The organism is Burkholderia sp. LMU1-1-1.1, assembly GCF_040675865.1.
Taxonomy (GTDB): domain Bacteria; phylum Pseudomonadota; class Gammaproteobacteria; order Burkholderiales; family Burkholderiaceae_D; genus Rugamonas.
In genome coordinates, this window is sequence record NZ_JBEGHG010000034.1 from 226,542 (window position 1) to 252,432 (window position 25,891).

Here is a 25,891-nt window from a genome sequence, read left to right on the forward strand (position 1 = left end):
CTCCTTCATTTTTCCGCACTGGCGGCATGCAGCTTGTCGATCGCTTCGTTGCGGCGCTTGCGCAGCGTCGGCATCGAAATCCGGTCCAACGCCGCCAACTGCTGCAATGTCGGTAGCTCGCCGGTGGCCGGGTCCAGCCAGACATCCGGGTAGGTGTCGTCGGCGGCGCCCAGCAGCTTGTGATAAACGGCCAGGCATATCGGCAGCGACTCGTCGCGCAGAACGCGCAACATCCAGCTGCCGGTTTGCTGCGCGGCCCGCGCCAATTCCATGTAGCGGGGGGGCAGGGAAAGCGCGCCGGCCACCTCCTGCTCCACCGCCAGAACGGCCGGATCCGGGATCGGCGGGCCGTTCCCGTCGCCCTCCGGAGCGGCATCCTCCTCGTCCTCGGCCTCGAATCCGTCCGGCGCCGCAGCGGCAAGTATGCGATCCTCGTCGAACAAGCCGCCTTGCGCCTCGATCCGCTCGGATTCGCCCGTCACGCGCCAGTAGTCTTCCAGCCACAACGCCGCCTCGCCGGCTTCGCCCTGCCAGTCGTCCACCCGGTCCATATTCGACGACAATTCCTCATAGTCGCCGATTTCAGCCAGCATCGCCGCGATTTTGTCAGGGCTGTTTTTCAGGCTGGCGAAGCGCTTGGAGCGGGTATGCAGCGGACCGGGAGCGCCGCCGAAGCGTTCCAGCGATTCGCTCCAGCGGATGATCCACTCCGCCCTGCAGCCGCCGATGGACTTCATCTGCCGCACTTCGATAGGGCTGCCTTCCAGCGGACGGCCCAATATCGCCCCCACCTGGGACTCATGTTCCTTCCAGGCGGCGAACAAGCTGGCGATCTCGCGATAGGCCGTGTCCAGCATCCGGTATGTGTAGATTTTGTTGGGGGAGCAGTCGCGCCCCGTGGTGACGATGTAGTTGTCGGCATCGACCTTGTCGCGCAGGCCGGCGTACATGTCGTTGACCTTTTTGCGCATCACGCCATCGGCCGCCGCGTCGAGCCAGAAGGCGCCGCTGCGCGCGTGTTCGACAGCCACCGTCGCCACGAAGGCCTGCCAGAAGCCGGGATGCGCCTGCAGTTCATACAACAAACCGAGCGACAGCTCGTAGACGCTCTCGCCATAGCTGTTGCCCTCCGCCTCGCCACGCGCCGACCGCGCGCCCGCGTGCAGGGCCGCCGCCACCGCGTCGGTATAGCTGTCGAGCAGCTCCGCGTGCGGGCTTGGTTCGAGCATCTGGTGCATCTCAATCCGCCGGAAAGCCTGCAACGAGCAGTGTCCCAACAGCTTGCGCACTTGTTCCCAGCCGTGCTCCTGATACCGGGTTCCTGGCAACCGCATAAGGTCCTGTAAATGATAGAAAAACAAAAATGGGCGCTATGGCTCACGCTTGTAAATGATGCCACAGACGGACCGCTTTCATTATCCCGTTTACAAGCCTATTTCCCCTTCTGTTCCCGCTTCTGTTCCCGCTGCTGCCCCGCCAGCGTGGACAGCACCGCCGCGACCACCGGCGCCGCGTGGGCGCCACCGGTGACGTCGGAATGGCTGACGAAGGCCGCCATCGCCAGCCGGTGGGTTTGGCCGGGCAGGCTGCCCGGTTCCAGCCAGCCGGTGAACCAGACGGTGGCCGTGTCGTCGCCGGTGGGCGCGGTGCCGGTTTTGCCGTACAAACCGGAGCGCAGGCCGGCCAGCGCCGCGCCGCCGAAGGCGCCGGCCCCGGTACCGACATCGACCACTCCCTTCATGCCGGCCTTGATGCGGTCCAGGCGAATGCCGATCGGTCTCATGGCTGGCACCACGCTATCCTTGCCATCGAGCGACAGCAGCATGCGCGGCGCCACCAGCTTGCCCTGCCCGACCGCCGCCGACGCCAGCGCCATCTGCAGCGGCGTGACCTGCATGCGCAGGCCGATCGCCATCTGCCGCAGCTCATGGCGGGTGTGGATGGTGTCGATGTGGGCCGGCGTCGCTTGCAGCGCATCCCAGTTACGCCAGTTGAAATCCGCCGGCAGCAGGCCGCCGTCCAGGCGCATGGACTGCTCGAAGCCGAGCCGGTGCGCGGCCGCCACGATCGGGCGCACGCCATCGAGGGCGTCCGCGTCCAGCGCCTGCAGGTCCGGCGCGCCGCCGTCGGGACGGCCGAACAGGCTATGGTCGCTCAACTCGCCGGACCAGGCGAACCAGGTATTGAGGCTGTAGGTGAGCGCCTGCGCCAGCCCGAGACGGCCCTCCTGCGCGCGCCGGTCGAGGCTCTGCTCGCGATAGTTGGTAATGTGCGCCAGCTTGGGATTGAGCGGATAGATCGCGGCGTCGGTCTGGAAGCCGAAGCCCCGCTGCGACGCCAGGCGATTGATGGCGGGCAGCGGCATGCCGCTTAGCAGCGCATCGATCTGCGGATCGGTTTTGGCGGCCATTTCGAGGCCCAGCGCGCTCACCACCTTGAAGGTTGAACCCGGACTTTGATGGGCGCCGCCGTCGTGCTGCAAAGCCGGCAGGCGCAGGGGGCTGCGCGCGGGGCTGGTGCGGTCGAAATCACGCACCTCGGCCCAGTTGCCGCTGTTAAGCTCTCCCGCGCCGGCGCCGGCGGCCGCCAGCACGTCACCGGTTTCGGTATCGAGGATCACCAGTCCCGCATGACGGCCTTCCGGCGCGGCCTGGCCGCCGATGCAGCCCTTGCCATCCCAGCGGCCCTGGCGCATGCCGACGCAGTCCAGGATGCGCTGGCCGAGCGCCTGCAACGGCAGGTCGAGCGTGAGCCTGGCGTCGACCTGCGCGCCCGCCGACGGCAGCCGCGCAAGCATGCCGGCGACGCTGTTGGCGTGCTCAGGGCCGACGCCCAGCAACGGCGCCAGGCCGGCATCGATGGCCGGCTGGGTCGGGGCGCCGTCGTTCCACAGCGGCGTGCCGTTGCGGTCTTCCAGCCGCACCGGCGCCGGGGCGGATGCGGGAGCGCGGGCGGGATAGGCCCCGGTGTCGGTCAGGGCGAGCGCCTGCCAGCTTACCCGGCCGCCAGAGACGCGCAGGTGGCGGTACTTCTCGTCTTCCGGCGCGTTGAAGTCGAGCGGCCGCAGTTCGAGCGCCACCTCGCGTGCGCCGGCTTGCAGCGTCAGCGTCAGTTCCTGCACATCGTTCCTGCCGGCGCACGCGCGGCCGGTGCACGCGGCCGATACCTGGACGCCGGCCCCGGAGGCGCCACCGCTTGCAAGGCGCCCCGCCACCATCATCCGCAGCGTTTCGCCTCCGGATGCGGGACGCGGCAGCGCCAGCATCAGACGCAGCACCGGGCGCCCGCCGGACGTCTCGCCGGCTTGCGGCCAGCGGGCGACACGCGTCCATGGCTGCCAGCCCTGCGGCAGCGATGCGAACAGGCGCGAGGCGGCGACCGGCATCTGGCTCGTGGTGGCCACCATTACTGGCGCGCCGGCGGCGTTCGACGGCCCGGCCACGCTGGCGCTCCAGTCCAGCACCATGCCGGCGGGCACCTTGACCCGCCACGCCAGCAGCCGTCGTTCGCTGTTATAGATATCGATTTGCTGCCGGACATAGGCGCCATCGGCCTGGTGGTACAGGCGCTTGAACAATTTGGTGGTGGCGGCATCGGCTTTGACTTGCTTCCAGTCCGCCAGCTCCGCCGCGCGCGCGGGCGCGTCGGCGGCCAGCCATTGCGGCAGATCGCGCGGCGCCAGCTCGATGGTGCCGGCGGCGTTCAACCGCACCAGTCCATGCTCTTGCAACGCCAGGAACAGTGCCTGGTCCTCCAGCGCGCCGGGGGGCGATGCGGGAACCTGATAGCGTCCCGCCGCCAGATACGCGCCGACGGCCCTGCCGCGCGCCGGGAACGCGGTGACCAGCGCGGTGCCCTGCGCCGCATCCGATGCGGTGGGGCCATCGGCCGCCGGCCGGTACATCCGCACCAGCAGTTCGCCCGCTTGCGGGCACGTGACGTTGGCCCGCCGCTCGATGCGCAGTGCCGACGCCGCGCCCCACAGCAGCCAGCCTTGCTGGCGCAGCGCGACCTGGCCGCTGGCGCCCTGCTCGACCTGGCCCAGGCTGGCGTCGCTGAGCCAACGCACGTCGGCCCGGCGGCTGTTCCATTTCAGTTGCAGCGGTTCGCTGAGGGGATCGGTGAAGTCGGCGCGCGCCGTGCCTTCGATTTGCACTTCAGGCATGGCGTCCGCGCCCGCTCCGCTGTCGGACACCAGCAGCACGTTGCGCAGCGCGATCTGCACATTGGCTTCCTGATTGCGCGCGACCCAGCGCTTGACGTCGTCGAAGCGGTAGCCGATCCGCAGCGGCAGCAGGCGCCCATCATTCCCGGCCGGGCTGCGCAACTGGCTGCACAAATCCACCCGCACCGCCGGCGAGGCTTGCATGCCCGCCGCCACCAGCAAAACGCCGCCCGGATAAAGGCTGGTGCCGATGCCCGGCTGCGATGGCACGGTGAAGGCGATTCCGGGCAGGACGGATTGATAGGCGTTGGCGGCGCGTACGTTGTTGGCCGCCTCCGGCGTGCTGGCGGTGGCGGCCGCCAGATGGCGCGCGTGGCCGGCGATCACCGCGCCGCCACCGGCGGCGATGCAGACGGCGGCGGCCACGATCCAGACAGCGCGGCGCGACCCGGCCTTGGGAGGCGTGGGAGCGGTATCAGCGTCGGAACGGACCAGTTTTAGCGCCGGGCGGCCCCGGTTGGCCGCACCGGCGCGCAGGTTGGCCCGCCGGCGGCGCGCGCGGCGGCGCTCGGCCCAAGCTTGCAGAAAAGTGCTGATGAATGGCGGCATATGCCCTCGCGCTGGTGGACGGTGTCTACCCAGCCTTAGCGGAGGGCCGGCGAAAAACATGCCTCAACGGGTTTGTCGCGCCTATTCGCAGTTCGCGCCGCGAAAAACGCGGCTCGTCGCAATCCGATGGCGCCTTGACGGGGCTTTGCCTAAAGTGAGCACATCGAAACACACTTTTAACCACCGAATCAACCACCGAAAGGAAGCAAAATGAACGTCCTGAAAAACTTCGAAGCCGCATTCATCGTCACCCTTGGCCTGGTCTTCGCCGCCGACTACGCGCTGCAAGCTCCGGTACAAGACCAGGTGGCGGCACAGGAAATGCAAGTGGTCGTTGTCAGCGCCAAGCGCCTGACCGAGGAGCAAAAGAAGCAAATGCTCATCGATGAAAACAAAACCACGCTGGCCACCGACGTCTCCACGTCGACCAAGATTTGAACGCGCGCGCGCCCTTCGCCTGTACGCTCATACCCACCAACGCGTAACAGGCGAAGCCGGCCAACTCCACGGCTTCTCCCCTCCGCAACGCTCCTTCCCCACGCACGTTCCCATCTGTACGCAAGCGTACAAATCGCGCCCGCATGTTTGTGTCATATGTAAAAAGTTGCATCATTCGGCGCTACCGCGATAGGCGCTTGATATAGTTCGTCCATGCGCCGCAATCGACGCAATCAAGGAGAACCATCATGATCAAACGCTCGCACACTATCTTCGCCGCCGCCATGCTCGCGCTGAGCGCCGCCGCTTTCGCTCCCGCCACCGCGTCCGCGCAGGTCGGCCTGAGCATCGTCATCGGGGACGCCCCGCCGCCACCACGTTTCGAAAGCGTGCCGGTCGCCCGGCGCGGTTATGTGTGGGCGCCCGGTTACTGGAACTGGGACGGTCATCGCCACGTGTGGGCCGCCGGCCGCTGGGAAGCCGAGCGCCGTGGCGCCCAATACCGCCGCGCCGAATGGATACGCGACAACGGCGGCTGGCGCCTGGACCAGGGCGGCTGGGTCACCGTGGACCCGCGCCCGGTGCAGGTCGACTATGTGACCGTCGCCCCGCCGCCGCCGCGCTATGAAGTCGTGCCGCCGCCGCGCGCCGGCTATATCTGGGCGCCTGGTTATTGGGACTGGCGCGGCAACCGCCATGTTTGGGTAGGCGGCAATTGGGTCGGCGCCCGTCCCGGTTACGTCTACAGCCAGCCACGCTGGATCGAGCATGGCGGCCGTTGGGAGCGGCTGGACGGTCGCTGGGAGCGCGGTCCGAACGGTGATCGCGACCATGACGGCATCCCCAACCGCTACGACCGTCACGACGGCCGTGACTACCGGGGCGACCATCGCAACGATTACCGCAACGGCGGCCGCGGCGACCGCGATCACGACGGCGTGCCGAACCGGTATGACCGCGACCGCGACGGCGACGGGGTACCGAACCGCTACGACCACCGTCCCGACAATCCGCGCCGCGACTGATCGTGGTGCCGATGGGCGAAACAGGGTTTGAGGAGCTGGCCACGGCCGCCTACAAGGGCGAGCGCGTGGCCGCTCGTCGTTTGGCGGCGCGGATGCGGTTGACGGAGGCCGACGCGCTGCGTCAGGTGTTGACCGGTGTCGCGGGTGTGGCCGGGCTGCCACGCCTGCTGGACGAACGGGCGCAGGCGCGCCGGGGTGATGCGCTGCGGCGCGACGCGAGGACGCAAGAGAAGGCGCAGCGCGAGGCGGTGCGCATGGCGCGCATGCAACCGCCGGCCAACGCCTGGCGCGGGTGGTTCGATGGTTCGGCGCATCCCAATCCAGGGCAGATCGGCATCGGTGCGCTGCTTTGCGGACCTGCGGGGGAGCGGTTGGAGATCAGCCGCCGCGCCGGGCATGGCAATAGTGGCGAGGCGGAGTATCTGGCGCTGACCGCGCTGCTGGAGGCGGCGGTGCGATTGGGTGCGACGGATTTGGTGGTGTATGGCGACAGCCGGGTGGTGGTCGATGATGTCAATCTTAGCGCGCAGGCGGTTGCGGCGGGACGCGGAGCGAAGGGACTGGAAGCGCATCGGGTGCGCGTGGTGGGTTTGCTGGAGGCGTTGGGAGGTGTTAGCTTGAGGTGGGTGCCGCGTCACAGGAACGGGGACGCGGACCGGTTGTCGCAGCAGGCCATCGACCGGTCGCTGTGATTGCATGCGCCGGCGGCGGCGCATGCATGGCCGATTACGCTGCGCTAATCCGCCCTACGTGGTTCAGACGACGCGCGGGGACCGTGGCCTTGTTTTGCTGGTACGGCCTTGCCGAGTCGTTGACCTTGAATATGCTGACCACCTGCGCCAGCGCGGCCGCTTGCTGCTGCATCGATTCGGCTGCGGCGGCGGCCTGCTCGACCAGCGCGGCGTTCTGCTGCGTGACCGCGTCCATCGAGCCGATCGCCTGATTGACTTCGTTGATGCCGGCGCTTTGCTCGGAGCTGGCGGCGGTGATCTCGGAGATGATGTCGCTGACGCGGTGCACGCTGCTGACGATTTCCTCCATCGTCACGCCGGCGTTGGCGACCAGGCGGCTACCCTGGTTGACCTTGTCGACCGAGTCGCCGATCAGCGCCTTGATCTCCTTGGCGGCCGACGCGGAGCGCTGCGCCAGGTTGCGCACTTCCGACGCCACCACGGCAAAGCCGCGGCCCTGCTCGCCGGCGCGCGCCGCTTCCACGGCGGCGTTCAGCGCCAGGATATTGGTCTGGAAGGCGATGCCGTCGATGACGGAGATGATGTCGACGATGCGCTTGGACGATTCGTTGATCGAATCCATCGTGCCGACCACCTCGGCCACCACGGCGCCGCCCTTGACGGCGACCTGCGCGGCCGACGCGGCCAGCTGGTTGGCCTGGCGGGCGTTGTCGGCGTTGTGCTTGACGGTCGACGTCAGCTCCTCCATCGACGACGCGGTTTCCTCCAGCGCGCCGGCCTGCTGCTCGGTGCGGCGCGACAGATCCTGGTTGCCGGCGGCGATCTCGCTCGACGAGGTGGTGATATGGTCGGTGCCGCTGCGTACCTCGGTGACGATGCCGAGCAGGCTGGCGTTCATTTCCTTGAGCGCGGCCAGCAACTGGCCGGTTTCGTCCTTGGCGCTGGCGTCGATTTGGCCGGTCAGGTCGCCGCTGGCGACGCGGCGCGCCACCACCACCGCCTCGCGCAGCGGACGGGTGATGCCGGTGGTCAGCAGCCATGCGCACACCACGCCGAAGGTCAGCACCAGCGCGGCCAGCACGTACAACAGATTGCGGCTGCTGGCGGCGACGGCGTCGATATGGGCGGCGGTGGCGTCGATCTTCGCGCGCTGCATTTTCAACAGGTCGGCGACCAGCGCCTGATAGGCCGCCGTGCAGGGACGGAACACGGTCTCGAAAACCTTGTTCGACTCCTCAAGCTCGCCGGCGGCCTTCAACTTGGTCAGCTTGTCGCGCGAGGACAAATAGATCTTGCGCTGCTCGCCGATGCGGGCGAACAGCTCCTTCTCGTCGGCGTCGGTGATCAACGCCTCGATCTGCTTCTGGTACTCGCCCGATTTGGCCGACGAGGCCTTGGCTTCGTCCGCGAAGTACGGGCCGAGCGTGGTGTCGGTGCTGCGCGCGATCGCGGTGGTGCGGCGGATAGCGCTATCAATATTGCTCGACCAGTCGCCGATCAGGCGCTCCTTGGCCAGCGGCACCTGCATCATGTCGGCGGTGGCCGAAGCCACGCCCTGCAGGCGCCAGACGCTGATGCCGGTGATCAGCATCGCGAACGCCAGGATGACGGTGAAGCCGAACGCCAGGCGTTTGCCGATGCTGATGTTTTCCAACATATTCATTCTTGTACCTCTCGATCAAAAACAATAGTGCAACTGTAGATCAGCATCGGGGCATGCCGGTGTGGGGGGCCGTCGCTTATGCGGCCAGCGCGGTGTTTTCGATCAGGCCCATGTCCGCGCTGGACATCAGCTTGTCGATATCGACCAGGATCAGCATGCGCTCGTCGAGCGTGCCCAGGCCGACGATATGGTCGGTGTTGAGCGCCGAGCCGATCTCCGGCGCCGGCTTGATTTGCTCGGGCAGCAGCGTGGTCACGTCGGAGACGCGGTCCACCACCATGCCCACCACGCGGTGGCCGATGTTGAGGATGATGACGACGGTGAACTGGTCGTAGGTCGGCGTGCCGAGATTGAACTTGATGCGCATGTCGACGATCGGCACGATGATGCCGCGCAGGTTGACCACGCCCTTGACGAATTCCGGCGCATTGGCGATCCGGGTCGGGGTTTCATAGCTGCGGATCTCGCTGACTTTTTGTATATCGATGCCATACTCTTCTTGACCAAGAGTAAAGGCCAGATACTCGCTGGCGGGGCTGTTGGCGCGCAATTCGCTGACATTGCTGGACATTTGGGTTCCTTCATTGCTAAAGTTATTGCCCCAATGTTACCTCAAGTCAAGATTTATAGCATCAAGAAAATGCGGCACGGCAACAAATAAGCCGGTTGCTTTTTCAAAATTAGAGTTCTTATAAGTCTTGTGACAACTTGGCAAGCAAACAATTTTTGTCCCGGACCCAGTTCGGCTGCACAACTATGGCGGCAGGCTGTATGATGAAAAATCAATCGTCTGATACGTCACGGGAGAACGATGAATAGCTTGCTCAATAGCTGGCACCCCCGCCTGGTCGCTCTGGCCAGCGCCGCCCAGGGGTCTGATGGAGCGCACGATACCAACCACCTGCACCGCGTCTGGCGCAACGCCAACCTGCTGCTGGACGACTATCCCGAGGCCGATCCGCTGATCGTGCTGGCCGGCTGCTACCTGCACGATCTGGTCAACCTCCCCAAGAACGATCCGGAACGCCACCTGGCCTCGCGCAAGGCGGCGCTGCTGGCGAGCCGCCAGCTGGCCGAGCTCGACTTCCCGCCCAATAAGCTGGCCGCCGTCGCCCACACCATCGAGAGCCACAGTTTTTCGGCCGGCATCCGCCCCGAGACCATCGAGGCGAAGATCGTGCAGGACGCCGACCGCCTCGACGCCCTCGGCGCCGTCGGCCTGGCGCGGCTGTTTTACACGGCCGGCCGCATGGGCACCGCCCTGGCGCACGCCGACGATCCGATGGCGCTGCACCGCGAACTCGATGAAAAAGCCTATGCGCTGGACCACATCGACACCAAACTGGCCACCCTCCCCGGCAAGATGCAGACCGCCGCCGGCCGCCGCCTGGCGCAAACGCGCCTGAACGAGTTGACGGCCTTCCGCGACAACTTCATCGCCGAATGGGCCGCCAGTCCGGCGGCGCCCTGACCCCGCGTCATCACTTTGCTTCCCGACTTCGCGTCGTCCCATGCTTATGACCTCCCCTGACTCAGCAACGCCGGCCGCCGCGCCTGCCGCATTGGCTCCGCCGGCGCCGGGCAATCTGAACTTCGTCCTCATTTGCGTCTTCATCGACATGCTGGGCATCGGCCTGATCGTGCCGGTGCTGCCGCTGCTGGTCGGCGAGTTCACCGGCTCGCGCGACGACCAGTCCTACTGGTTCGGCATCCTGAGCGCCACTTTCGGTCTGATGCAGTTCATCTTCATGCCGATGCTGGGCGCCTTCAGCGACCGTGTCGGACGGCGCCCGGTGCTGCTGTATTCGATGGCCGGCATGTGCGTCAACTTCCTGGCCACCGCGTGGGCGCCCAACCTGGCCTGCCTGTTCATCGGCCGGGTCATCGGCGGCATGTCGTCGGCCAGCATGTCGGTGGCGTCGGCCTACGCCTCGGACATCTCGACGCCGGAGAACCGCGCCAAGAGCTTCGGCAAGGTCGGCGCCGCGTTCGGGCTGGGATTCATCTGCGGGCCGATGCTGGGCGGCCTGCTGGGCAGCGTCGACCTGCATCTGCCGTTCTACGTCGCCGCCGCGCTGTCGGCGGCCAATTTCGCCTACGGCTACTTCGCCGTGCCCGAATCGCTGCCGCCGTCGCGCCGCGCGCCGTTCAGCATCGCCAAAATCAATCCCTTCACGGCGCTGGCCAAGCTGGCGCGCCGCCGGGACATCCGTGGCCTGATCGTCACCTTCGCGCTGGTCACCTGCGCGCAGATGATGCTGCAAACGACCTGGGTGCTGTACACCACGTTCCGCTTCGACTGGACGCCGGGCCAGAACGGCGCGGCGCTGTTCTGCGTCGGCCTCACGGCGGCCGTGGTGCAGGCCGGCCTGCTGGGCGTGTTGATCAAACGCCTGGGCGAAATCCGCCTGTCGCTGCTGGGACTGGCCTCGGGCTGCCTGACCTACCTGCTGTACGGCCTCGCCACCCACGGCTGGATGATGTATGTGCTGATCCTGTGTAACGTGCTGGCGTTCGCCGTCGGCCCGGCGCTGCAGGCCATCATCTCCAAACAAACCCCGCACGACGAACAGGGCGAGTTGATGGGATCGCTGCAATCGATCAGCAGCATCGGCGTCATTTTCATGCCGCTGATCGGCGCCGCCATCCTCGGCAAAGTCAGCCACCCGTCGCCCGGCGACTGGCGCATCGGCACCACCTTCTTCGTCTGCGCGGCGATGCAGGCGGCGGCCATCGTGGTGGCGCGGCGCTACTTCGGCAGCCATCGCATGGAGGCTAAATTATGACCGGGCGCTTGCTCGCGGCCGCGATGGCCGCACTTTTCTCACTCGGTGCCGCCGCCGGCTGCTCGCGCGATATCACGGTCCCCGTCTCCGCCAGCGGCGCCAGCGTCATCGTCGAAGGCCACGAGATCAAAGGCATCTACCCCGATCTGCTGCGCGACGTGGCACGCAAGGCCGGTTGCAAATTCGTCTTCACGGTGGTGCCGCGCGCGCGCCAGGTGGCAATGTACAAGATCGGTCAGGCCGACATCCTGGTGCCGGCGTCGCGCACGCCGGAACGCGACAAGCTGGGAACGTTCGTGCCGATGATCTACAACCGCCCCATGCTCATCTCAATCGCCGGCAACCGCGCGCCCATCGCCAGCGGCCAGGAGCTGCTTGAGCGGCGCGAGTTGCGCGTGGCGGTGGTGCGCGGTTTCGACTACGGCGAGCGCTACATGTCGCTGATCAATGAGTTGGGCAAGCAGGGCCGCTTGTTCAGCGAGGTCGATGTGACGGCGGTGGCGCGCCTGCTGCACGCGGGAGCCGTCGACCTGACCATCCTGGGTCCGACGCTGATGGCTGGCGCCATCCGCCGCGAACCGCGCGTGCAAGGCCTGCAGGAGCGGCTGCGCGTGGAGCCGATACCCGAGCTGCCCTGGAAATACAGCGGCGCCTACATTTCGCACGCCTTGGGCAAGGACGATCAGCGCACCTTGCACGACGTGCTGGAAAAAATCTCCAGGTCGCCACAGGTGATGGAAGGCTATCTGCGCTACTTCAGCTCGGACGTGTTGAACGATAACGTGCGTCCGCGCTAACGCAAGCGCGGAGTCCATGGCCGGTGCCTACTTCGCCTCCACCACCGGCAACTCGATCGCGCTCGCTTGCGCGCCCGCGTGGTACACCTTCAGGGTCGCCTTCTTGTAGTCGCCTGGTTTGGCGTGGAAGATGTTCGGCACATAGGTTTGCGGATTGCGGTCATACAGCGGGAACCAGCTCGATTGGATCTGCACCATCACCCGGTGGCCGGGCAGGAAAACGTGGTTCGCGTTCGGCAGTGCGAAACGGTACTTCTCGACGGCGTTGGCGGTGATCGGCGACGGGTTCTCCAGGCTGTTGCGGTAGCGGCCGCGGAAGATGTCCATCGCGATGCCCAGCTGGTAGCCACCCAGCTCCGGCTGCGACGGCACCTCGTCCGGGTAGACGTCGATCAGCTTGACCACCCAGTCGGCGTCGGTGCCGGTGGTCGAGGCGAACAGGTTGACCATGGCCGCGCCGGCGATCCGCAGCGGCGCCTTGAGCGGTTCGGTGACGTAGCTGAGGACATCGGTGCGGTCGGACACGCCGCGCTGGTCGCTGACCAGCCACGGACGCCAGACGTTGGCATCGCCCATGCGCACCGGGCGCGCGACGAACGGCACCGGCTTGGCCGGGTCGGAGACATATTCGTCGTAGGCGCCGGCCTTGTCGCCGGCCGTGCCCTGCGGCGCCTCGAAGCCCAGTTTGAAATCCGGTTTCAGATAGATGGGCTTGAGCGGCGCCGCGCAGCCCTCGGCGCAGGCCAGCGGCCACTTCGGCAGACGCTGCCAGCGATTGACGCCGGTCTGGTAGAACAGCACCGGCGGCGTGTCGGCGACCGGCGCGCCATCCTTCAGGTATTGATCCAGGAACGGCAGCATGACGTCGCGGCGGAATTCCAGCGCGGTGTCGCCGGTGAACTTGAGCGCGCCCAGCGTCGAACCCTCGTAATTGACGCCACTGTGGCGCCACGGCCCGACCACCAGGAAGTTCTTGTCGTTGGCCTTGTCCTGCGGTTCGACCGCCGCATAGGTGGCGTAGGCGCCGTAGATGTCCTCCTGGTCCCAGTAGCCGACCACCGTCATCGTCGGCACCTTGAGCGCGCGCTTGGCGAGGATCTTGTCCAGCGCCTGGTGCTGCCAGTAGCTGTCGTAGGCCGGGTGCTCGAACAGCTTGCGCGTGAAGTTCAGTTTATCGAGGCCGAACTTTTTCGCGTAATCGGCCACCGAGCCGGCGCGCAGCATGCCTTCGTAGTCGTCGTAGACGCCGGTGGCGAGCGCCTTGCCGCTGCCCTTGGCGCTGGTCTGGCTGGCGATGTAGCCCAGGTTGGGCATGCGGAAGGCGCCGTTGTGGAACCAGTCGTCGCCGCGCCAGCCGTCGACCATGGGGCTCATCGGCACGGCCACCTTGAGCGCGGGGTGCGGATCGGTCAGCGCCATCAGCACGGTGAAGCCTTCGTACGAGGAGCCGATCATCCCCACCTTGCCGTTGGTCTCGGGGATGTTCTTGACCAGCCAGTCGATGGTGTCCCAGGCGTCGGTCGCGTGGTCGGTGCGGGTGTCGTTGAGCGGGCCTTTGAGGGGCCGCGTCATGACGTAGTCGCCCTCGGAGCCGTATTTGCCGCGCACGTCCTGGAACACGCGGATGTAGCCTGCGCCCACCATCACCTCGTCGCCCTGGCCGACGGTGGCCGCGATGCTGGGACTGATGTTGCGCTGGGCGCGGCCGCTGGCGTTGTACGGGGTGCGGGTCAGGACGATGGGCGCGTGCTGCGCGCCCTTGGGGATGACGATGACGGTATGGAGTTTGACGCCGTCGCGCATCGGCACCATGACATCGCGCTTGACGTAGTCGGCGTCGGGAATGTCGGCTTCGAACTTGGCGGGGATATCGGGTGCCATCGGTGCCGTCTGCGCCACGGCGGCGGAAGCGAACAGGGTGGACAACAACGCGGACATTACGGCAACGACGGGACGACGCATGGAGACTCCAAAGAGGGATTGCCTTGCAGGATGGGCAATACTACCTGATGGAATGCGGATTCCGCAATGAAACAGCCTTCAGTGCAGGAATTTGAACAGCACGGCGATCACCCCGGTTTGCACGACCAGTGTCGTGACCATCCGTTGGGTGAGCTCGGATTTGAGTTCAGCCAGCGCGGAACGAAATTCCAAGCGCAACTCGGCGCGCAGCTCAAGAAGCCTCATGTCGAGATAGTCTTTAGTGACCAAGTGGCTGTCGATTAGTTGAAACATCGCCGATGCCAGCGCCTTCGCTTGCTTGTCGGAGAAGCCGCCCTCAATTAACGTGTCCATGAATTCAACTGAATTGAAGTTGTTCGGCATATTATTCTCCTTTTTGGTTTAGACCCGCGCCGCCCTCGTTTGGTTCCCGGCCGGACCTTGACAGACCGCCGCCGAACTGCAACCATACGCGCATGATTTTTTCCACCACACCTCACGCCAGCCTGAATTGGCGCCGCTCCTAGCGCGCGGCCACTGTCTACCCATAGTGATGTGATATTTTTATCAACGCCGCCCTCTTCTGGTGGCGTTTTTTATTCGTCGCGCCGGAGGGGGCAACGTAAAGGAACCCCTGATGAGTCTGCCTGACCAGTCCCAAGTTATCGCCTCGGCGCCCGCCGCCACCGCCGCCAAGGGTCCGACCGTGATCCTGACCGGCGACCGCCCGACCGGCCCCCTGCACCTGGGCCACTTCGTCGGCAGCCTGCGCAACCGCGTCGCCTACCAGCACGACTACAAGCAATTCATCATGCTGGCCGACGCCCAGGCGCTGACCGACAACATGGACGACACCAACAAGGTGCACCGCAACGTGGTGGAAGTGGCGCTCGACTATCTGGCCGTCGGCATCGACCCGGCCAAATCGACGATCCTGATCCAGTCGCAGATCCCGGAACTGGCCGAACTGACGTTCTACTACCTGAACATGGTCACGGTGGCGCGCCTGGAGCGCAACCCGACCGTCAAGACCGAGATCGCGCTGCGCGGCTTCGAGCGCGACATCCCGGCCGGCTTCCTGACCTATCCGGCCTCGCAGGCGGCCGACATCTCGGCGTTCAAGGCCTCGATCGTGCCGGTCGGCGAAGACCAGATCCCGATGATCGAGCAGACCAACGAAATCGTGCGCCGCTTTAACCGCATCGCCAACAAGGACATCCTGGTCGAGTGCAAGGCGCTGGTGCCGGAGATCGGCCGCCTGCCGGGCACCGACGGCAAGGCCAAGATGAGCAAATCGCTGGGCAACACGATCAACCTGGGCGCCACCGCCGCCGAGATCACCGCCGCCGTCAAAAAGGTCTATACCGATCCGCTGCACCTGCGCGTCGAGGATCCGGGCCACCTGGAGGGCAACGTCGCCTTCATCTACCTGGACGCCTTCGATCCCGAAAAGGACAAGCTGGAGGAAATGAAGGCGCACTACGTGCGCGGTGGCCTGGGCGACTCGATCGTCAAGAAGCGCCTGGAAGTGGTGCTGCAGGAGATGCTGGCGCCGATCCGCGCGCGCCGCGAGGAACTGGCCAAGGACCACGGCTACATCATGCAGATGCTGAAGGAAGGCACGATGCGCGCGCGCGAAGTGGCCGCGCAGACCACCGATGAAGTCAAGGCCGCCCTCGGCCTGCGCTACTTCTGATCCCGGTGACGCCGGACGGCGCCTCTGGTTTGCCGCCCCTGCTGCCGATGCTGCTGCTTTGGCTGGCGTCGGTGTACGGCGTCGCCAGCGTGGTGTGCTTCATCGTCTACGCGGCCGACAAGTCGGCCGCCGTCGAACACCGCCAGCGCATATCGGAACGCACCTTGCTGCTACTGGGGCTGGCCTGCGGCTGGCCGGGCGGCCTGCTCGCGCAGCGCTGGCTGCGCCACAAAACCGCCAAGACCTCGTTCCAGATCGCCTTCTGGTGCAGCGTGGCCGTCAACGTGGCCGCGGTCTGGTGGCTGTGCACCCTCTACTAAGGAAGCAAGCGATGTGGCAAGGCGTCTTATGCGGTTTGCTGGCCGGGGCGATGTGGGGCATGGTGTTCATCGTGCCGGCGTTCCTGACGTCCTTCACGGCGCTGGAGATGGCATGCGGGCGTTATATCGCCTACGGCGTCATCGCCGCCGGCCTGATGCTGCCCCGCCTGCCCGCGCTGCTGCGCCGCCTCGATCGCGGCGACGTGCTCGCGATGATCAAGCACGCGCTGGCCGGCAACATCGTCTACTACATGCTGCTCGCGCTGGGCGTGCAGCTGGCCGGGGTATCGGCGACGTCGCTGATCATCGGCGTGCTGCCGATATCGGTCACCCTGATGGGACAAAAGGATCACGGCTCGGTGCCGCTCAAGCAGCTGATGCTGCCCCTGCTGCTGGTGGCGGCGGGCATCGCCTGCATCAACATCGACGTCTTCACGCACGACCCCGGCCACGGCGCGCCGCTGGTGGACAAACTGCTCGGCGTGTTGTGCGCAGTCGGCGCGCTGCTGTGCTGGACCTGGTATTCGGTCGACAACGCGCGCTACCTGAAGCGCAATCCGCATTTCAGCAGCGGCGAGTGGTCGGCGCTGTACGGCGTCTCGAGCGGCTTGATCGCGCTGGTCATCGCGCTACCGGCGCTGGCGCTGTTCCATGCCGACGTCACCGGCGCCGGCGCGGTGGCCAGCGGGCGGGACTGGACGCTGTTCTGGATCGTCAATGGATTGCTCGCGCTGGGTGCGTCGGTGATCGGCAATCATCTGTGGAATGTCGCCAGCCGCAAGGTGCCGTTGACGTTGTCGGGGCAACTGATCCTGTTCGAGACGCTGTTCGCGCTGCTGTACGGATTTATCTACAAGCAGCAGCTGCCGCGCGGGATGGAGGTGGCGGCGATGGTGCTGCTAGCCGTCGGGGTCATGTGGTCGGTGCGCATCCACGCGCTCGATGATGCCGGCGGGACGCATGCGGGCTAGGCGGTGAAGCCGTTGGCGGCTCGTGGCGGATTACGGCGTGCCGCCTAATCCGCCCTACGTGTCTCCGTGGTCATGCGGCATGCGTGTCTCCGTGGTCACACCCTCCCGACTTCAATCCAGCAAGCCATTCTCGCTCAGCACATCCTGGATCAGCTCCAGCCGCAGCACCGGATTCTCCTGCAGCAACAAGCGCTGTTTCTCTTCGAGATCGAGCCGCAACAGTTCGCACCAGCGGTTGGCCACCCAGCCGGCCTCATCGAGCCGGTACGGCGGCGCCAACGGCATCTTGGCGGTGGAGATCTGCTTCTTCTGCAACGAGCGTATCAACGCGCCCAGCGCGTTGGCCACATCCTGCTGCTCGGTGGGCACCGGCACCACCATGTCCTCGGCGACGGCATCGACTTCCGCCATCCACAACCCGTGCTTGAGCTGCTCGGCCGACTTGACCTGGAAACGCGTGGTGCCGATGCACGATATCTGCAACAGCCCCGGCAGCGGCGCGGCCCAGTCGACGATGCGCGCCATCGTGCCGGCGTCGGACAACGTTTCCTGCTTGTCCGGAACACGGATTTCCGTCCCCTCCACCAGCGAGACCACGCCGAACTCTTCACCACGGGCGATGCAGCGCTTGATCATATCCAGATAGCGCACTTCAAACACTTGCAAAGGCAAATGTCCATCCGGAAACAGGATTGTATTCAGCGGGAATAAGGGAATTGACGACATGCCATTATCATCTCATGAAACAGCCGGGGTCGGCAGTCATGACTCGCACGAGATGTCGAAGACGGGGGAAACCACCGCTCCTTTCATCACAAAAGCAACGCGCGCGCAGGCGTGATACGCGGAACCCGCTTTTTTGCGGCGCCGGCGTCGGGTCGGCGGCCGCCGGCATAGTCGGTAACGACGACGAATTATTCGAGCATGCGCGCGCCAGCATGGCTTATGCGAATCGGGCGTATCGCCGCCGTATCAATTGGAAGAAACGGCGGGCCCGAGAATAAGCGCGCCAGCACCAATGCGTCGGCGCGGTGCCGCTGATGGAACCGTGCCGGCAAAAGAAAAGCCGGTGCCGGGTTTATCGAAGATAAACCTGAAAACACCGGCTCGTGATGAATTACTTAATCAGATACTGATTTTTGTCTTTGCCTTCGAGCCATTTTGGCGCGCGGCCGCGGCCGGTCCAGGTCTGGCCGGTGGCGTCGTCACGGTATTTGGTCGGCACCGGCGCGCGGGTTTTGACGGGCTTGACCTTGGTCACGGCGCCCAGATCAGCCACGGTCAGGCCGTACTCGCGCATGATGGCGGTGACTTGCTCTTTAGCCTTGGAGATTTCGTTTTTGCGCGCGGTCTCCGCCAGGTTTTCGAGTTCGGCGATCTTCGCTTTGTATTCTTGGTAAGTCGTCATCTTATTTCCTCTTATCGGCTGGTTAGTTTCTAAAAAACCACATGTGAGAATGTGTGAGAATTTTATAAAGCGCAATTTACCATAACTTTGCCTTGATTCTCCAGACATATGCGTGAGAAATACCAATATAGCGATAAAAATGAATATTTTCCACAACTGCGCAATCGAAAACGCCACGGTTTTCGCACTCTCGGGCGGAGAATCGGATCGAAAGTCCAGTAATAAATAATAGTGGCGGCATGCCCCGTCATTACCATTGCCCCGGTCGGGACTATGCTAATCCGGCGTGAATGCGGCGGGAATAAACCGGGAAGAAAAGGCATACCGAGCGCTTGCCCGCCCGATTAATTGGACACTCCGCGCTCAGGCGCACAAGGGCCGTGGCTCGATGCCTTCGGCCACCACCTTGCGTATCAGATTGGCGAGCCGGCAGGTGGCGGGACCGGCCGCCTCCGGATTGGCGACGATCAGCGACAGCGACAGTTTGCGGCGCTGCCCCACCCGCAGCGGCAGCGGTTTGAGCAGGCCTTGCTCGAGCTGCGCCTGCATTTTGTGCTCGGCCAGCCAGCCGAAGCCGATGCCGTTGCAGATCATCTCCATGCGCGTTTGCGGGCTGGTCACGCTCCAGCGCTGATCGGTGTTGAGCCAGCCGTGGTCGCGCGGATTCAGGGTGCCCGAATCGCGCACGACGATCTGCAGGTTGCGGGTCAGGTCGTCCATCTCCAGCTCGCGGCCGAGCGCGTGCAGTGGATGACAGGGGTGGGCGACGGCGACAAAATCGATGTCCATCAGCGCGTCGCCGAGGAAGCCAACCGGAATGCGGCTGGCGATGGCGATGTCGACGCGCTTTTCCACCAACGCGTCCTCGGAACCGGACAGGACGGTTTCTTCCAGATTGACGCGCGTGTGCCGGGCCCACGGCTCGAACTCGCGCAGCACCTGCACCAGCAGCTGGACCGGGAACAGGCTGTCGACGGCGATGCTGACCTGCGGTTCCCAGCCCTCGGCCAAGCTGCCGGCCAATTGTTCCAGCTGAAAGGCGCCGCCGAGCAGCTCGCGCGCCTTGTTCAGCAGCGCCTTGCCGTTGGGCGTGAGGCGGGCGCGGCGGCCGTCGATCTCCAGCAGCTCGACGCCCAGTTGCTCCTGCAGCTTGGCCACCATGTAGCTGACCGACGACTGGCTGCGGTGCAAGGCCTCGGCCGCCTGCGCATAGCCGCCGCATTCCACGATCGCTTGCAACACCTGCCATTGTTCCAGTGTGCTCTTGGGGATTTTCATCGGTATTCCGCGCCTGAAGTTCAGCGAAGAATCATACCACCGGCCCCGGCGCCGGGATCAGAAGCGCCGTTCCACCGTCACCCGGAACTGGGTCTCGCCGTCGGCCACCGACGCGCGGTTGACCGTGCCGCGCGCGTCCGCATACACGCTTTCGGTGGTGTAGTCCTGCGCCAGCAAATTGGACACGGCGAAGCGCAAACTGTTTTGCGCGTCCAGTTTCACCAGGGCATAGACGTCGAGGTCGCGCCGCACCGAGTTGTAGGCGCTCTGCGTCTCGCTCAACCGCGCCATGCCGCCGTTGCGGAAACTCAGGCTGCTGCCGGTGCTGAGCATGCCGTCCGGGCTCTTGTAGTCCACCCCGAGCGTGGCGCTCAGCGGCACCTGCTGGTCCAGGCGGTTGTCCGGGCCGGGCACGCTGTCCACCTCCGACCAGTTGCGGCTGATACTGGCGCGCAGATCGATCCCCGGCGCGTGGTCCATCACCGCGCGCAGCGGGAACTTGACCTCCAGCTCGATGCCGCGCGTTTCGGCACGGCCGTCATTGATCAGGGTCGACACCCAGCGATCGCCCTCCTGCACCAGGCCCTGGTGCATATAGTCCTCGATGCGGCGGATCGAGGCGCTCGCGCTCAGCATGCCGCCGTCGCCCCAATAGTGCTCGAACGAGGCGTCGATGCCCAGCGCCACCTCCGGCTTCAGGCGCGGATTGCCGCGGCGGTCCGGGTCCAGGCGGCTGTTGTTGGCCGACGTGAAGCGGCGCGGCACAAGGTTGGCCGTGGACGGCGCCTTGTAGGTGCGGGTCAGCGCCACGCGCACCTGGTCCTTTTTGTTGGGCAGCTTGATCAAGGTCTGGAACAGCGGGCTGAGCACGCTGGAACGCTGGCTGACGCGCTCCAGATTGTCGCCGTCGATCTCCGTTTGCAGCCCTTCCCAGCGCACGCCGGTGTAGATCGACCAGCGCGGCGTCACGTTCCACTCGTCCTGGCCGTAGAAGGCCAGCCGGGTCGCCCTGGCGGAAAAATCCTCGTCGTTGTTGTCGGGCGGCAGACTGCCCGGCACCGGCAGCTCGCGCTGGATGCGCGTGTCGTCGCGGTCGGTGACGCCGGCGTCCCAACCCAGCGCCAGCGCGTGTTCGGTCGGCGCCTCTTCCGATCCCTCGGCCTGTGCGCCGAAGGTCAGCGGCCGCGAGTACTTGCCCTGCGTACTGAAAGCAACTTCGCCGCTGTGCGACTCGACGGTGCGGTACAGGTTCGGCGAGCCGTCGCGGTTGCCGCCCAACTGCAGCGACTTGCCGGTGTTGCGGTTCTTGGCGACGCCGACCTTCATGTCCAGCTTGGCGCCCTCGGCCATCTTGTGCACCCAGTTCAGATCGGTGCGGCCGTAGCCGTTGTGGCTGCTAAAGGTGTTGTCGATGCGGTCGTAGTTCGGCCCCTCGTCGGCGGCCAGGTTCACCGTGGTGCGGCCGTGGCTGTTGCTTTCGAAGGTGTTCAGATTGACAAAGGTCTGCGAGGTCAGCGTGTCGCCGCCGTCCAGCGTCCAGTTGACGCGCGGCGACAGGTTGAAGCCGTCCGAGCGGCCCTGGTCCTGCCAGGTTCCGGTACGGTCGACATTCGGCACGCCGGCGGCATCGGTGCCGGTCTCGGTCGACGGCGTCATGCGGTTATACATATAGCGCCAGGCGTTGGCGCCGAACGAATAGGACATGCCGTCGCGCTTGTCCGACATCTGGATGCTGGCGCTCGGCGAGCTGAACTTGCTACCCTTGGCGCCGCTGACCTTCAGCTCGTGCTGGGCCACCTTGACGGACTTTTTCAGCACGATGTTGATGGTGCCGGCGATGGACTGGGTGCTGAACTCGGCGCTGGCGGCGCGCAGCACCTCGATGCGCTCGATCACGTCGGGGGCCAAATTGTCGATGGAGAAACCGGCCGGCGCGCGTTCGCCGTTGATCAGGATCTGGGTGTAGCCGGCGCCCAGGCCGCGCATGCGGATTTCGCCGCCCGGCCGCCCCGCCGCGCCGCCGACGGTGATGCCGGGCAGCCGCTTGAGCACGTCGTTGACCGAGGTATCGCCATATTTCTGGATCTCCTCGCTGCCGACGACGATCTTGCTAGCGGTATCATCGCGGCGCGCGTCGTAGCTGGCGGCGCTGCCCTTGATGCGCACCGTCTGCATCGGCGCGGGGGCGGCCTGGGCGGGCGCCGGTTTGCCGTCGGCCGCGCCGGCCGCGTCGCCGGTGTCGGCCGCCGTGGCGACGATGTCGGCCCGGGCGCCGGCGGCGAAACACAAGCAAAGGACGGCCGCAGCGGTCTGCGTCAAACGAAGTTGGCGGGCAGGCATCATAAATTGGCAATTGGGAGACGAAGGGAGAGCGGCTATTATGCCTTGATTCGACCAAAAGTTTCCATAATCCAAGATAACGTGTGCCCGTTTAGCGAAATTTCATAAACATAAATAGTGAAAAAATGAATAGGCTGCGATTCGCAGGATTAGGCTGATAGCGCCGGTCGGGGCGCTATAATGCTCGATCGCTATTTTGTATGGATTCCCATCGTGTCCGACCGTCTTGCCGTTCTGCCGCAATACCTGCTTCCCAAGGGAGCGCTGACCAACTTCGCCGGCCGCGTGGCGGGGGCCAAGGGCGGCGCCATGACCACGCGCCTGATCCGCTGGTTCGTCGGCAAATACGATGTCAACATGGGCGAAGCGCTCAATCCGGACATCGCCAGCTATTCCAGCTTCAACGAGTTTTTCACCCGCGCGCTGCGCCCGGACGCCCGCCCGCTCGCCGACGCCGATTTCATCTGCCCGGTCGACGGCCGCATCAGCCAGTTCGGCGCGATCGACGACGACCAGATCTTCCAGGCCAAAGGCCATAAATTCAGCACCACCGCGCTGGTCGGCGGCGACGCCGCCCTGGCCGCCAAATTCCAGCATGGCAGCTTCGCCAACCTGTACCTGAGCCCGCGCGACTACCACCGCATCCACATGCCGTGCGACGGTAAGCTGACGCGCATGATCTACGTCCCGGGCGAGCTGTTCTCGGTGAATCCGACCACCGCGCGCGGCATTCCCGGCCTGTTCGCCCGCAACGAGCGCGTCGTGTGCGTGTTCGACACCGCCAACGGCCCGTTCGTCATGACGCTGGTCGGCGCGACCATCGTCGGCAGCATGGCCACGGTCTGGCACGGCGTGGTCAACCCGCCGCGCGCGCCGCAGATTTGCGAGTGGAAGTACGACGACCAGAACATCGTGCTGAAAAAAGGCGACGAGCTGGGCCGGTTCCTGCTGGGGTCGACCGTGGTGATGCTGTTCCCGAAGGACACGCTGAGCTTCAACCCCGCGTGGCAGCCGGCCGGGCCGGTCAAGCTGGGTGAGATGATGGCTGATTTGACGTGATTGGCGGCGCGGCAATGGCGGATTAGGCGAAGCCGTAATCCGCCATTGCATGCGCGGCCGGCGGCTACGCCAACTGCCTGTCGAACGCCGCCTCCAACATATCCAAAAACACCCGCGTCTTGGCCGGCATCAACCGCCGGCCGGGGAACACCGCCCACCCCGTCACCTCCGGAAACGACCACTCGGGCAACACCCGCACCAACGTCCCCGCTTTCAAAAACGGCGCCGCGATCGCCTCGGTCGAGACGCCGATGCCCACTCCGTTACCGGCCATGCGCACGATCATCTCGGGCGAATTGCCCAACAACCTGACCGGCAACTCGCGCTCCCAGCGCACTTTGCCGCGCAACAGCGTCCATTGGATCAAGCCGTTCACCCTCGGCGGCAAACTCAGCAAATCGTGCTTGAACAAATCGTCCGGATGCTCGGGCAGCCCGCGCAGGCTGGTATAGAGCGGCGACGCGTACAGCGCCAGCGAACTGAAGGTGATGCGCCGCGCGGCCAGGGAGGCATCGTCCGGCAGATTACCCATGCGGATGGCCAGATCGAAATTCTCCGCCACCAGATCCACCCTGCGCGGCGACAAATCGAGCTCCAGCGAGATGGCCGGATAGCGGTGCATGAATTGGGCCAGCATTTCGTTGACACTAACGCTGGCGAAGTCCGCCGGCATCGACACCCGCAGCAGGCCGCTCGGCGCGCCCTGCCGGTGCTGCGCCAGTGCGCCGGCCGCCTCGGTCTCGTCCGCCACCTTGCGCGCGTGTTCCAGCAGGCTGGCGCCGAACTCGGTCAGCACCAGCTTGCGCGTGGTGCGTTGAAGCAGACGCTCGCCCAGATGCGCCTCCAGCAGCGAAATCCGGCGCGACACCGTCGACTTCGGCAACTGCACCCGCTCCGCCGCCAGGCTGAAGCTGCCGCACTCGACGATACGGGCAAATAACAACAGGTCGCCAGGGTCTAGCTCCACACTACTCTCCTCGATTGTTCCATCAGTGGACTAATGTTATCCATTTTAACGGCTTCCGCATTGGTTTTGAAACGATTAAAGTAACTCCATCGCAGCAAAACAAACAAACAAGCAAATAACCCACATACAGGAGCAACACCATGAACATCTTGCAAATCAACTCCAGCGCCCGCAGCACCGGTTCCGAATCGACCCGCATGGCCGACAGCATCGTCGCTAAACTGCAAGCCGGCAATCCCGGCGCGACCGTGGTCCGCCGCGATCTGGCAGCCAATCCGCACCCGGTGCTGGACGAGCCGACCCTGCAAGCGCTGTTCACCCCAGCCGACCAGCGCACCGCCGAACAAGCCGCCCGCGTGGCGCTGGACGACGCGCTGATCGCCCAGGTACAGGCGGCCGACGCCATCGTCATCGGTTCGCCGATGTACAACTTCGGCGTGACCGTGCAGCTGAAATCGTGGTTCGACGCGATCGCCCGTGCCGGCGTGACGTTCAAATACGGCCCGACCGGCCCGGTCGGCCTGCTGACCGGCAAAAAAGTCTACGTCGCCGTGGCGCGTGGCGGCATGCACAAGGACGCTCCCAGCGACATCCAGCTGGCACACCTGAAGACTTTCCTGGGCTTTGTCGGCCTGACCGACGTCCAGTTCTTCTTCGCCGAAGGCATGGGCATGGGCCCGGATGCGGTGGCCAAGGCGCAAGCCCAGGCGGACGCCGACATCAACGCGGTACTGGTTTAAATTCATCGATCGCGCCGGTTGGCGCGGTCCGCAAAGGAGAAAGTCATGAGCAACGTATTTAGCAACGTCGCAAGCGATCGCGTACAACAAGAACGCACTGTGGAACGCATCATCACCGGCCAGGCCGTGTCGGATGGCGCCGGCGTCAAGATCAACCGCGTCCTGACCCAGTCCCTGCAGCGCCGCCTCGACCCGTTCCTGATGCTGGATAACTTCGGCAGCGACCAGGCCAGCGACTACCTGGCCGGCTTCCCGAGCCACCCGCACCGAGGCTTCGAGACCGTGACCTACATGCTCGAAGGCCGCATGCGCCACAAGGACAGCAGCGGCAACGAAGGCTTGCTGACCAACGGCGGCGTGCAATGGATGACCGCAGGCCGTGGCGTGATCCACTCGGAAATGCCGGAGCAGGAAGAAGGCATGATGTCGGGATTCCAGCTGTGGCTGAACCTGCCTGCGAAGGACAAGATGCGCGCGCCGTGGTATCGCGACTTCAACGGCGACGAGGTGCCCGTCTTCACCACTGAAAACGGCGCGACGGTCAAAGTCATCGCCGGCGGCAGCCACGGCGTCGACGGCGCCGTGCAGCGCGAAGTGACCGAGCCGATCTATATTGATGTCGATCTGCCGGCCGGCGCCTCGTTCAGCCAAGCGCTGCCAGAAGGCCACAACGCCTTCATCTTCGCGTATCGCGGCTCGGTGCGCGTGGGTGACAAGGATGTGGCGTCGGGCAAGATGGCGATCCTGGCCAACACGGCGGGTGCCGACGGCGTGAACATCCATGCGACCGACGCCAGCCGTTTCATCCTCGTCGCCGGCAAGCCGCTGAACGAGCCGATCGCGCAATACGGCCCGTTCGTGATGAACACGCAAGCCGAGGTCTTCGCCGCCGTCGAGGACTTCCGCGCCGGCAAACTGGGTGAGGAAGCCCAGGTCTAAACCGTTACAACCGCCACCGGGCACGCGTTGCCCGGGGCGGCCTCCCCGTCTGCGGCT

General features: G+C 65.3%; 23 protein-coding genes. 12 read left to right on the forward strand and 11 right to left on the reverse strand.

The window, feature by feature from the left end; genetic code table 11:
* Positions 1 to 5: 5 nt before the first annotated feature.
* Positions 6 to 1,334 carry a hypothetical protein gene (locus tag MRBLMU1_RS22395; protein WP_363505976.1) on the reverse strand — a complete coding sequence of 443 codons (1,329 nt, stop codon included), beginning with the start codon at positions 1,332 to 1,334 and terminating at the stop codon, positions 6 to 8.
* A gap of 98 nt (positions 1,335 to 1,432) precedes the next feature.
* Positions 1,433 to 4,774 carry a penicillin-binding transpeptidase domain-containing protein gene (locus tag MRBLMU1_RS22400; RefSeq protein ID WP_363505979.1) on the reverse strand — a complete coding sequence of 1,114 codons (3,342 nt, stop codon included), beginning with the start codon at positions 4,772 to 4,774 and terminating at the stop codon, positions 1,433 to 1,435.
* Positions 4,775 to 4,984: 210 nt separating this feature from the next.
* Here MRBLMU1_RS22400 and MRBLMU1_RS22405 point away from each other — a divergent pair, with 210 nt between their 5' ends.
* From MRBLMU1_RS22405 to MRBLMU1_RS22420, 3 genes are all read left to right on the forward strand, one after another.
* Positions 4,985 to 5,212 (forward strand): hypothetical protein, encoded by a 228-nt coding sequence (locus MRBLMU1_RS22405; RefSeq protein ID WP_363505982.1) that lies wholly within the window; start codon positions 4,985 to 4,987, stop codon positions 5,210 to 5,212.
* A gap of 248 nt (positions 5,213 to 5,460) precedes the next feature.
* Positions 5,461 to 6,237, forward strand: a complete 777-nt coding sequence (locus MRBLMU1_RS32680) for a YXWGXW repeat-containing protein (protein ID WP_414646107.1) — start codon at positions 5,461 to 5,463, stop codon at positions 6,235 to 6,237.
* Positions 6,238 to 6,248: 11 nt separating this feature from the next.
* Positions 6,249 to 6,929 carry a ribonuclease HI family protein gene (locus tag MRBLMU1_RS22420; protein WP_363505985.1) on the forward strand — a complete coding sequence of 227 codons (681 nt, stop codon included), beginning with the start codon at positions 6,249 to 6,251 and terminating at the stop codon, positions 6,927 to 6,929.
* A 34-nt stretch (positions 6,930 to 6,963) separates the two neighbouring features.
* Here the strand turns inward: MRBLMU1_RS22420 and MRBLMU1_RS22425 are convergent, their stop codons facing one another.
* A complete protein-coding gene (locus tag MRBLMU1_RS22425) occupies positions 6,964 to 8,592 on the reverse strand; it encodes a methyl-accepting chemotaxis protein (protein ID WP_363505988.1) in 1,629 nt (542 codons plus the stop codon).
* Between the two features lie 76 nt (positions 8,593 to 8,668).
* Complete coding sequence (locus MRBLMU1_RS22430; RefSeq protein WP_363505991.1) at positions 8,669 to 9,163, reverse strand: chemotaxis protein CheW; 495 nt, start codon at positions 9,161 to 9,163, stop codon at positions 8,669 to 8,671.
* Between the two features lie 240 nt (positions 9,164 to 9,403).
* Between MRBLMU1_RS22430 and MRBLMU1_RS22435 the strand changes: the two genes are divergently transcribed.
* From MRBLMU1_RS22435 to MRBLMU1_RS22445, 3 genes are read left to right on the forward strand one after another with little or no spacing between them, the layout of a single operon-like run.
* Positions 9,404 to 10,063 (forward strand): HD domain-containing protein, encoded by a 660-nt coding sequence (locus tag MRBLMU1_RS22435; protein WP_363505993.1) that lies wholly within the window; start codon positions 9,404 to 9,406, stop codon positions 10,061 to 10,063.
* Between the two features lie 46 nt (positions 10,064 to 10,109).
* The gene (locus MRBLMU1_RS22440) at positions 10,110 to 11,378 is read left to right on the forward strand and encodes a TCR/Tet family MFS transporter (protein ID WP_363505996.1); all 1,269 of its coding nucleotides are present in this window, start codon (positions 10,110 to 10,112) and stop codon (positions 11,376 to 11,378) included.
* A complete protein-coding gene (locus tag MRBLMU1_RS22445) occupies positions 11,375 to 12,175 on the forward strand; it encodes a substrate-binding periplasmic protein (RefSeq protein ID WP_363505998.1) in 801 nt (266 codons plus the stop codon). The genes MRBLMU1_RS22440 and MRBLMU1_RS22445 overlap by 4 nt, the downstream gene beginning before the upstream one ends.
* Positions 12,176 to 12,202: 27 nt before the next feature.
* Here MRBLMU1_RS22445 and MRBLMU1_RS22450 read toward each other — a convergent pair whose 3' ends face one another.
* Both MRBLMU1_RS22450 and MRBLMU1_RS22455 read right to left on the reverse strand, forming a co-directional pair.
* A complete protein-coding gene (locus MRBLMU1_RS22450) occupies positions 12,203 to 14,137 on the reverse strand; it encodes a CocE/NonD family hydrolase (protein WP_363506001.1) in 1,935 nt (644 codons plus the stop codon).
* Between the two features lie 78 nt (positions 14,138 to 14,215).
* A complete protein-coding gene (locus MRBLMU1_RS22455; protein ID WP_363506003.1) occupies positions 14,216 to 14,500 on the reverse strand; it encodes a hypothetical protein in 285 nt (94 codons plus the stop codon).
* A 253-nt stretch (positions 14,501 to 14,753) separates the two neighbouring features.
* On the opposite strand from MRBLMU1_RS22455, the gene trpS reads away from it, so the two are divergent.
* Genes trpS through MRBLMU1_RS22470 form a run of 3 tightly spaced genes read left to right on the forward strand, consistent with a single transcriptional unit; the run spans position 14,754 to position 17,103 of the window.
* Positions 14,754 to 15,812: a tryptophan--tRNA ligase gene (gene trpS / locus MRBLMU1_RS22460; protein WP_363506006.1), complete on the forward strand. Its 1,059-nt coding sequence runs from the start codon at positions 14,754 to 14,756 to the stop codon at positions 15,810 to 15,812.
* A 29-nt stretch (positions 15,813 to 15,841) separates the two neighbouring features.
* Complete coding sequence (locus MRBLMU1_RS22465; protein WP_363506009.1) at positions 15,842 to 16,132, forward strand: DUF1294 domain-containing protein; 291 nt, start codon at positions 15,842 to 15,844, stop codon at positions 16,130 to 16,132.
* An 11-nt stretch (positions 16,133 to 16,143) separates the two neighbouring features.
* Positions 16,144 to 17,103 (forward strand): DMT family transporter, encoded by a 960-nt coding sequence (locus MRBLMU1_RS22470; protein ID WP_363506012.1) that lies wholly within the window; start codon positions 16,144 to 16,146, stop codon positions 17,101 to 17,103.
* 111 nt (positions 17,104 to 17,214) lie between these two features.
* On the opposite strand, the gene MRBLMU1_RS22475 is transcribed toward MRBLMU1_RS22470, so the two are convergent.
* From MRBLMU1_RS22475 to MRBLMU1_RS22490, 4 genes are all read right to left on the reverse strand, one after another.
* Complete coding sequence (locus MRBLMU1_RS22475; protein ID WP_363506015.1) at positions 17,215 to 17,829, reverse strand: LON peptidase substrate-binding domain-containing protein; 615 nt, start codon at positions 17,827 to 17,829, stop codon at positions 17,215 to 17,217.
* A 391-nt stretch (positions 17,830 to 18,220) separates the two neighbouring features.
* Positions 18,221 to 18,511 (reverse strand): H-NS histone family protein, encoded by a 291-nt coding sequence (locus MRBLMU1_RS22480; protein WP_315212655.1) that lies wholly within the window; start codon positions 18,509 to 18,511, stop codon positions 18,221 to 18,223.
* A 363-nt stretch (positions 18,512 to 18,874) separates the two neighbouring features.
* Positions 18,875 to 19,789 (reverse strand): LysR family transcriptional regulator, encoded by a 915-nt coding sequence (locus MRBLMU1_RS22485; RefSeq protein WP_363506018.1) that lies wholly within the window; start codon positions 19,787 to 19,789, stop codon positions 18,875 to 18,877.
* A 57-nt stretch (positions 19,790 to 19,846) separates the two neighbouring features.
* Complete coding sequence (locus tag MRBLMU1_RS22490) at positions 19,847 to 22,108, reverse strand: TonB-dependent receptor plug domain-containing protein (RefSeq protein WP_363506021.1); 2,262 nt, start codon at positions 22,106 to 22,108, stop codon at positions 19,847 to 19,849.
* A 234-nt stretch (positions 22,109 to 22,342) separates the two neighbouring features.
* Here MRBLMU1_RS22490 and asd point away from each other — a divergent pair, with 234 nt between their 5' ends.
* Positions 22,343 to 23,188 carry an archaetidylserine decarboxylase gene (asd, locus tag MRBLMU1_RS22495; protein ID WP_363506024.1) on the forward strand — a complete coding sequence of 282 codons (846 nt, stop codon included), beginning with the start codon at positions 22,343 to 22,345 and terminating at the stop codon, positions 23,186 to 23,188.
* A 64-nt stretch (positions 23,189 to 23,252) separates the two neighbouring features.
* On the opposite strand, the gene MRBLMU1_RS22500 is transcribed toward asd, so the two are convergent.
* Positions 23,253 to 24,155 (reverse strand): LysR family transcriptional regulator, encoded by a 903-nt coding sequence (locus MRBLMU1_RS22500; RefSeq protein ID WP_363506027.1) that lies wholly within the window; start codon positions 24,153 to 24,155, stop codon positions 23,253 to 23,255.
* A gap of 140 nt (positions 24,156 to 24,295) precedes the next feature.
* On the opposite strand from MRBLMU1_RS22500, the gene MRBLMU1_RS22505 reads away from it, so the two are divergent.
* Positions 24,296 to 24,895 carry an FMN-dependent NADH-azoreductase gene (locus tag MRBLMU1_RS22505; RefSeq protein ID WP_315212650.1) on the forward strand — a complete coding sequence of 200 codons (600 nt, stop codon included), beginning with the start codon at positions 24,296 to 24,298 and terminating at the stop codon, positions 24,893 to 24,895.
* 45 nt (positions 24,896 to 24,940) lie between these two features.
* Positions 24,941 to 25,834, forward strand: coding sequence for a pirin family protein (locus MRBLMU1_RS22510; RefSeq protein WP_363506030.1), 894 nt, complete (start codon positions 24,941 to 24,943; stop codon positions 25,832 to 25,834).
* Positions 25,835 to 25,891: the final 57 nt, after the last annotated feature.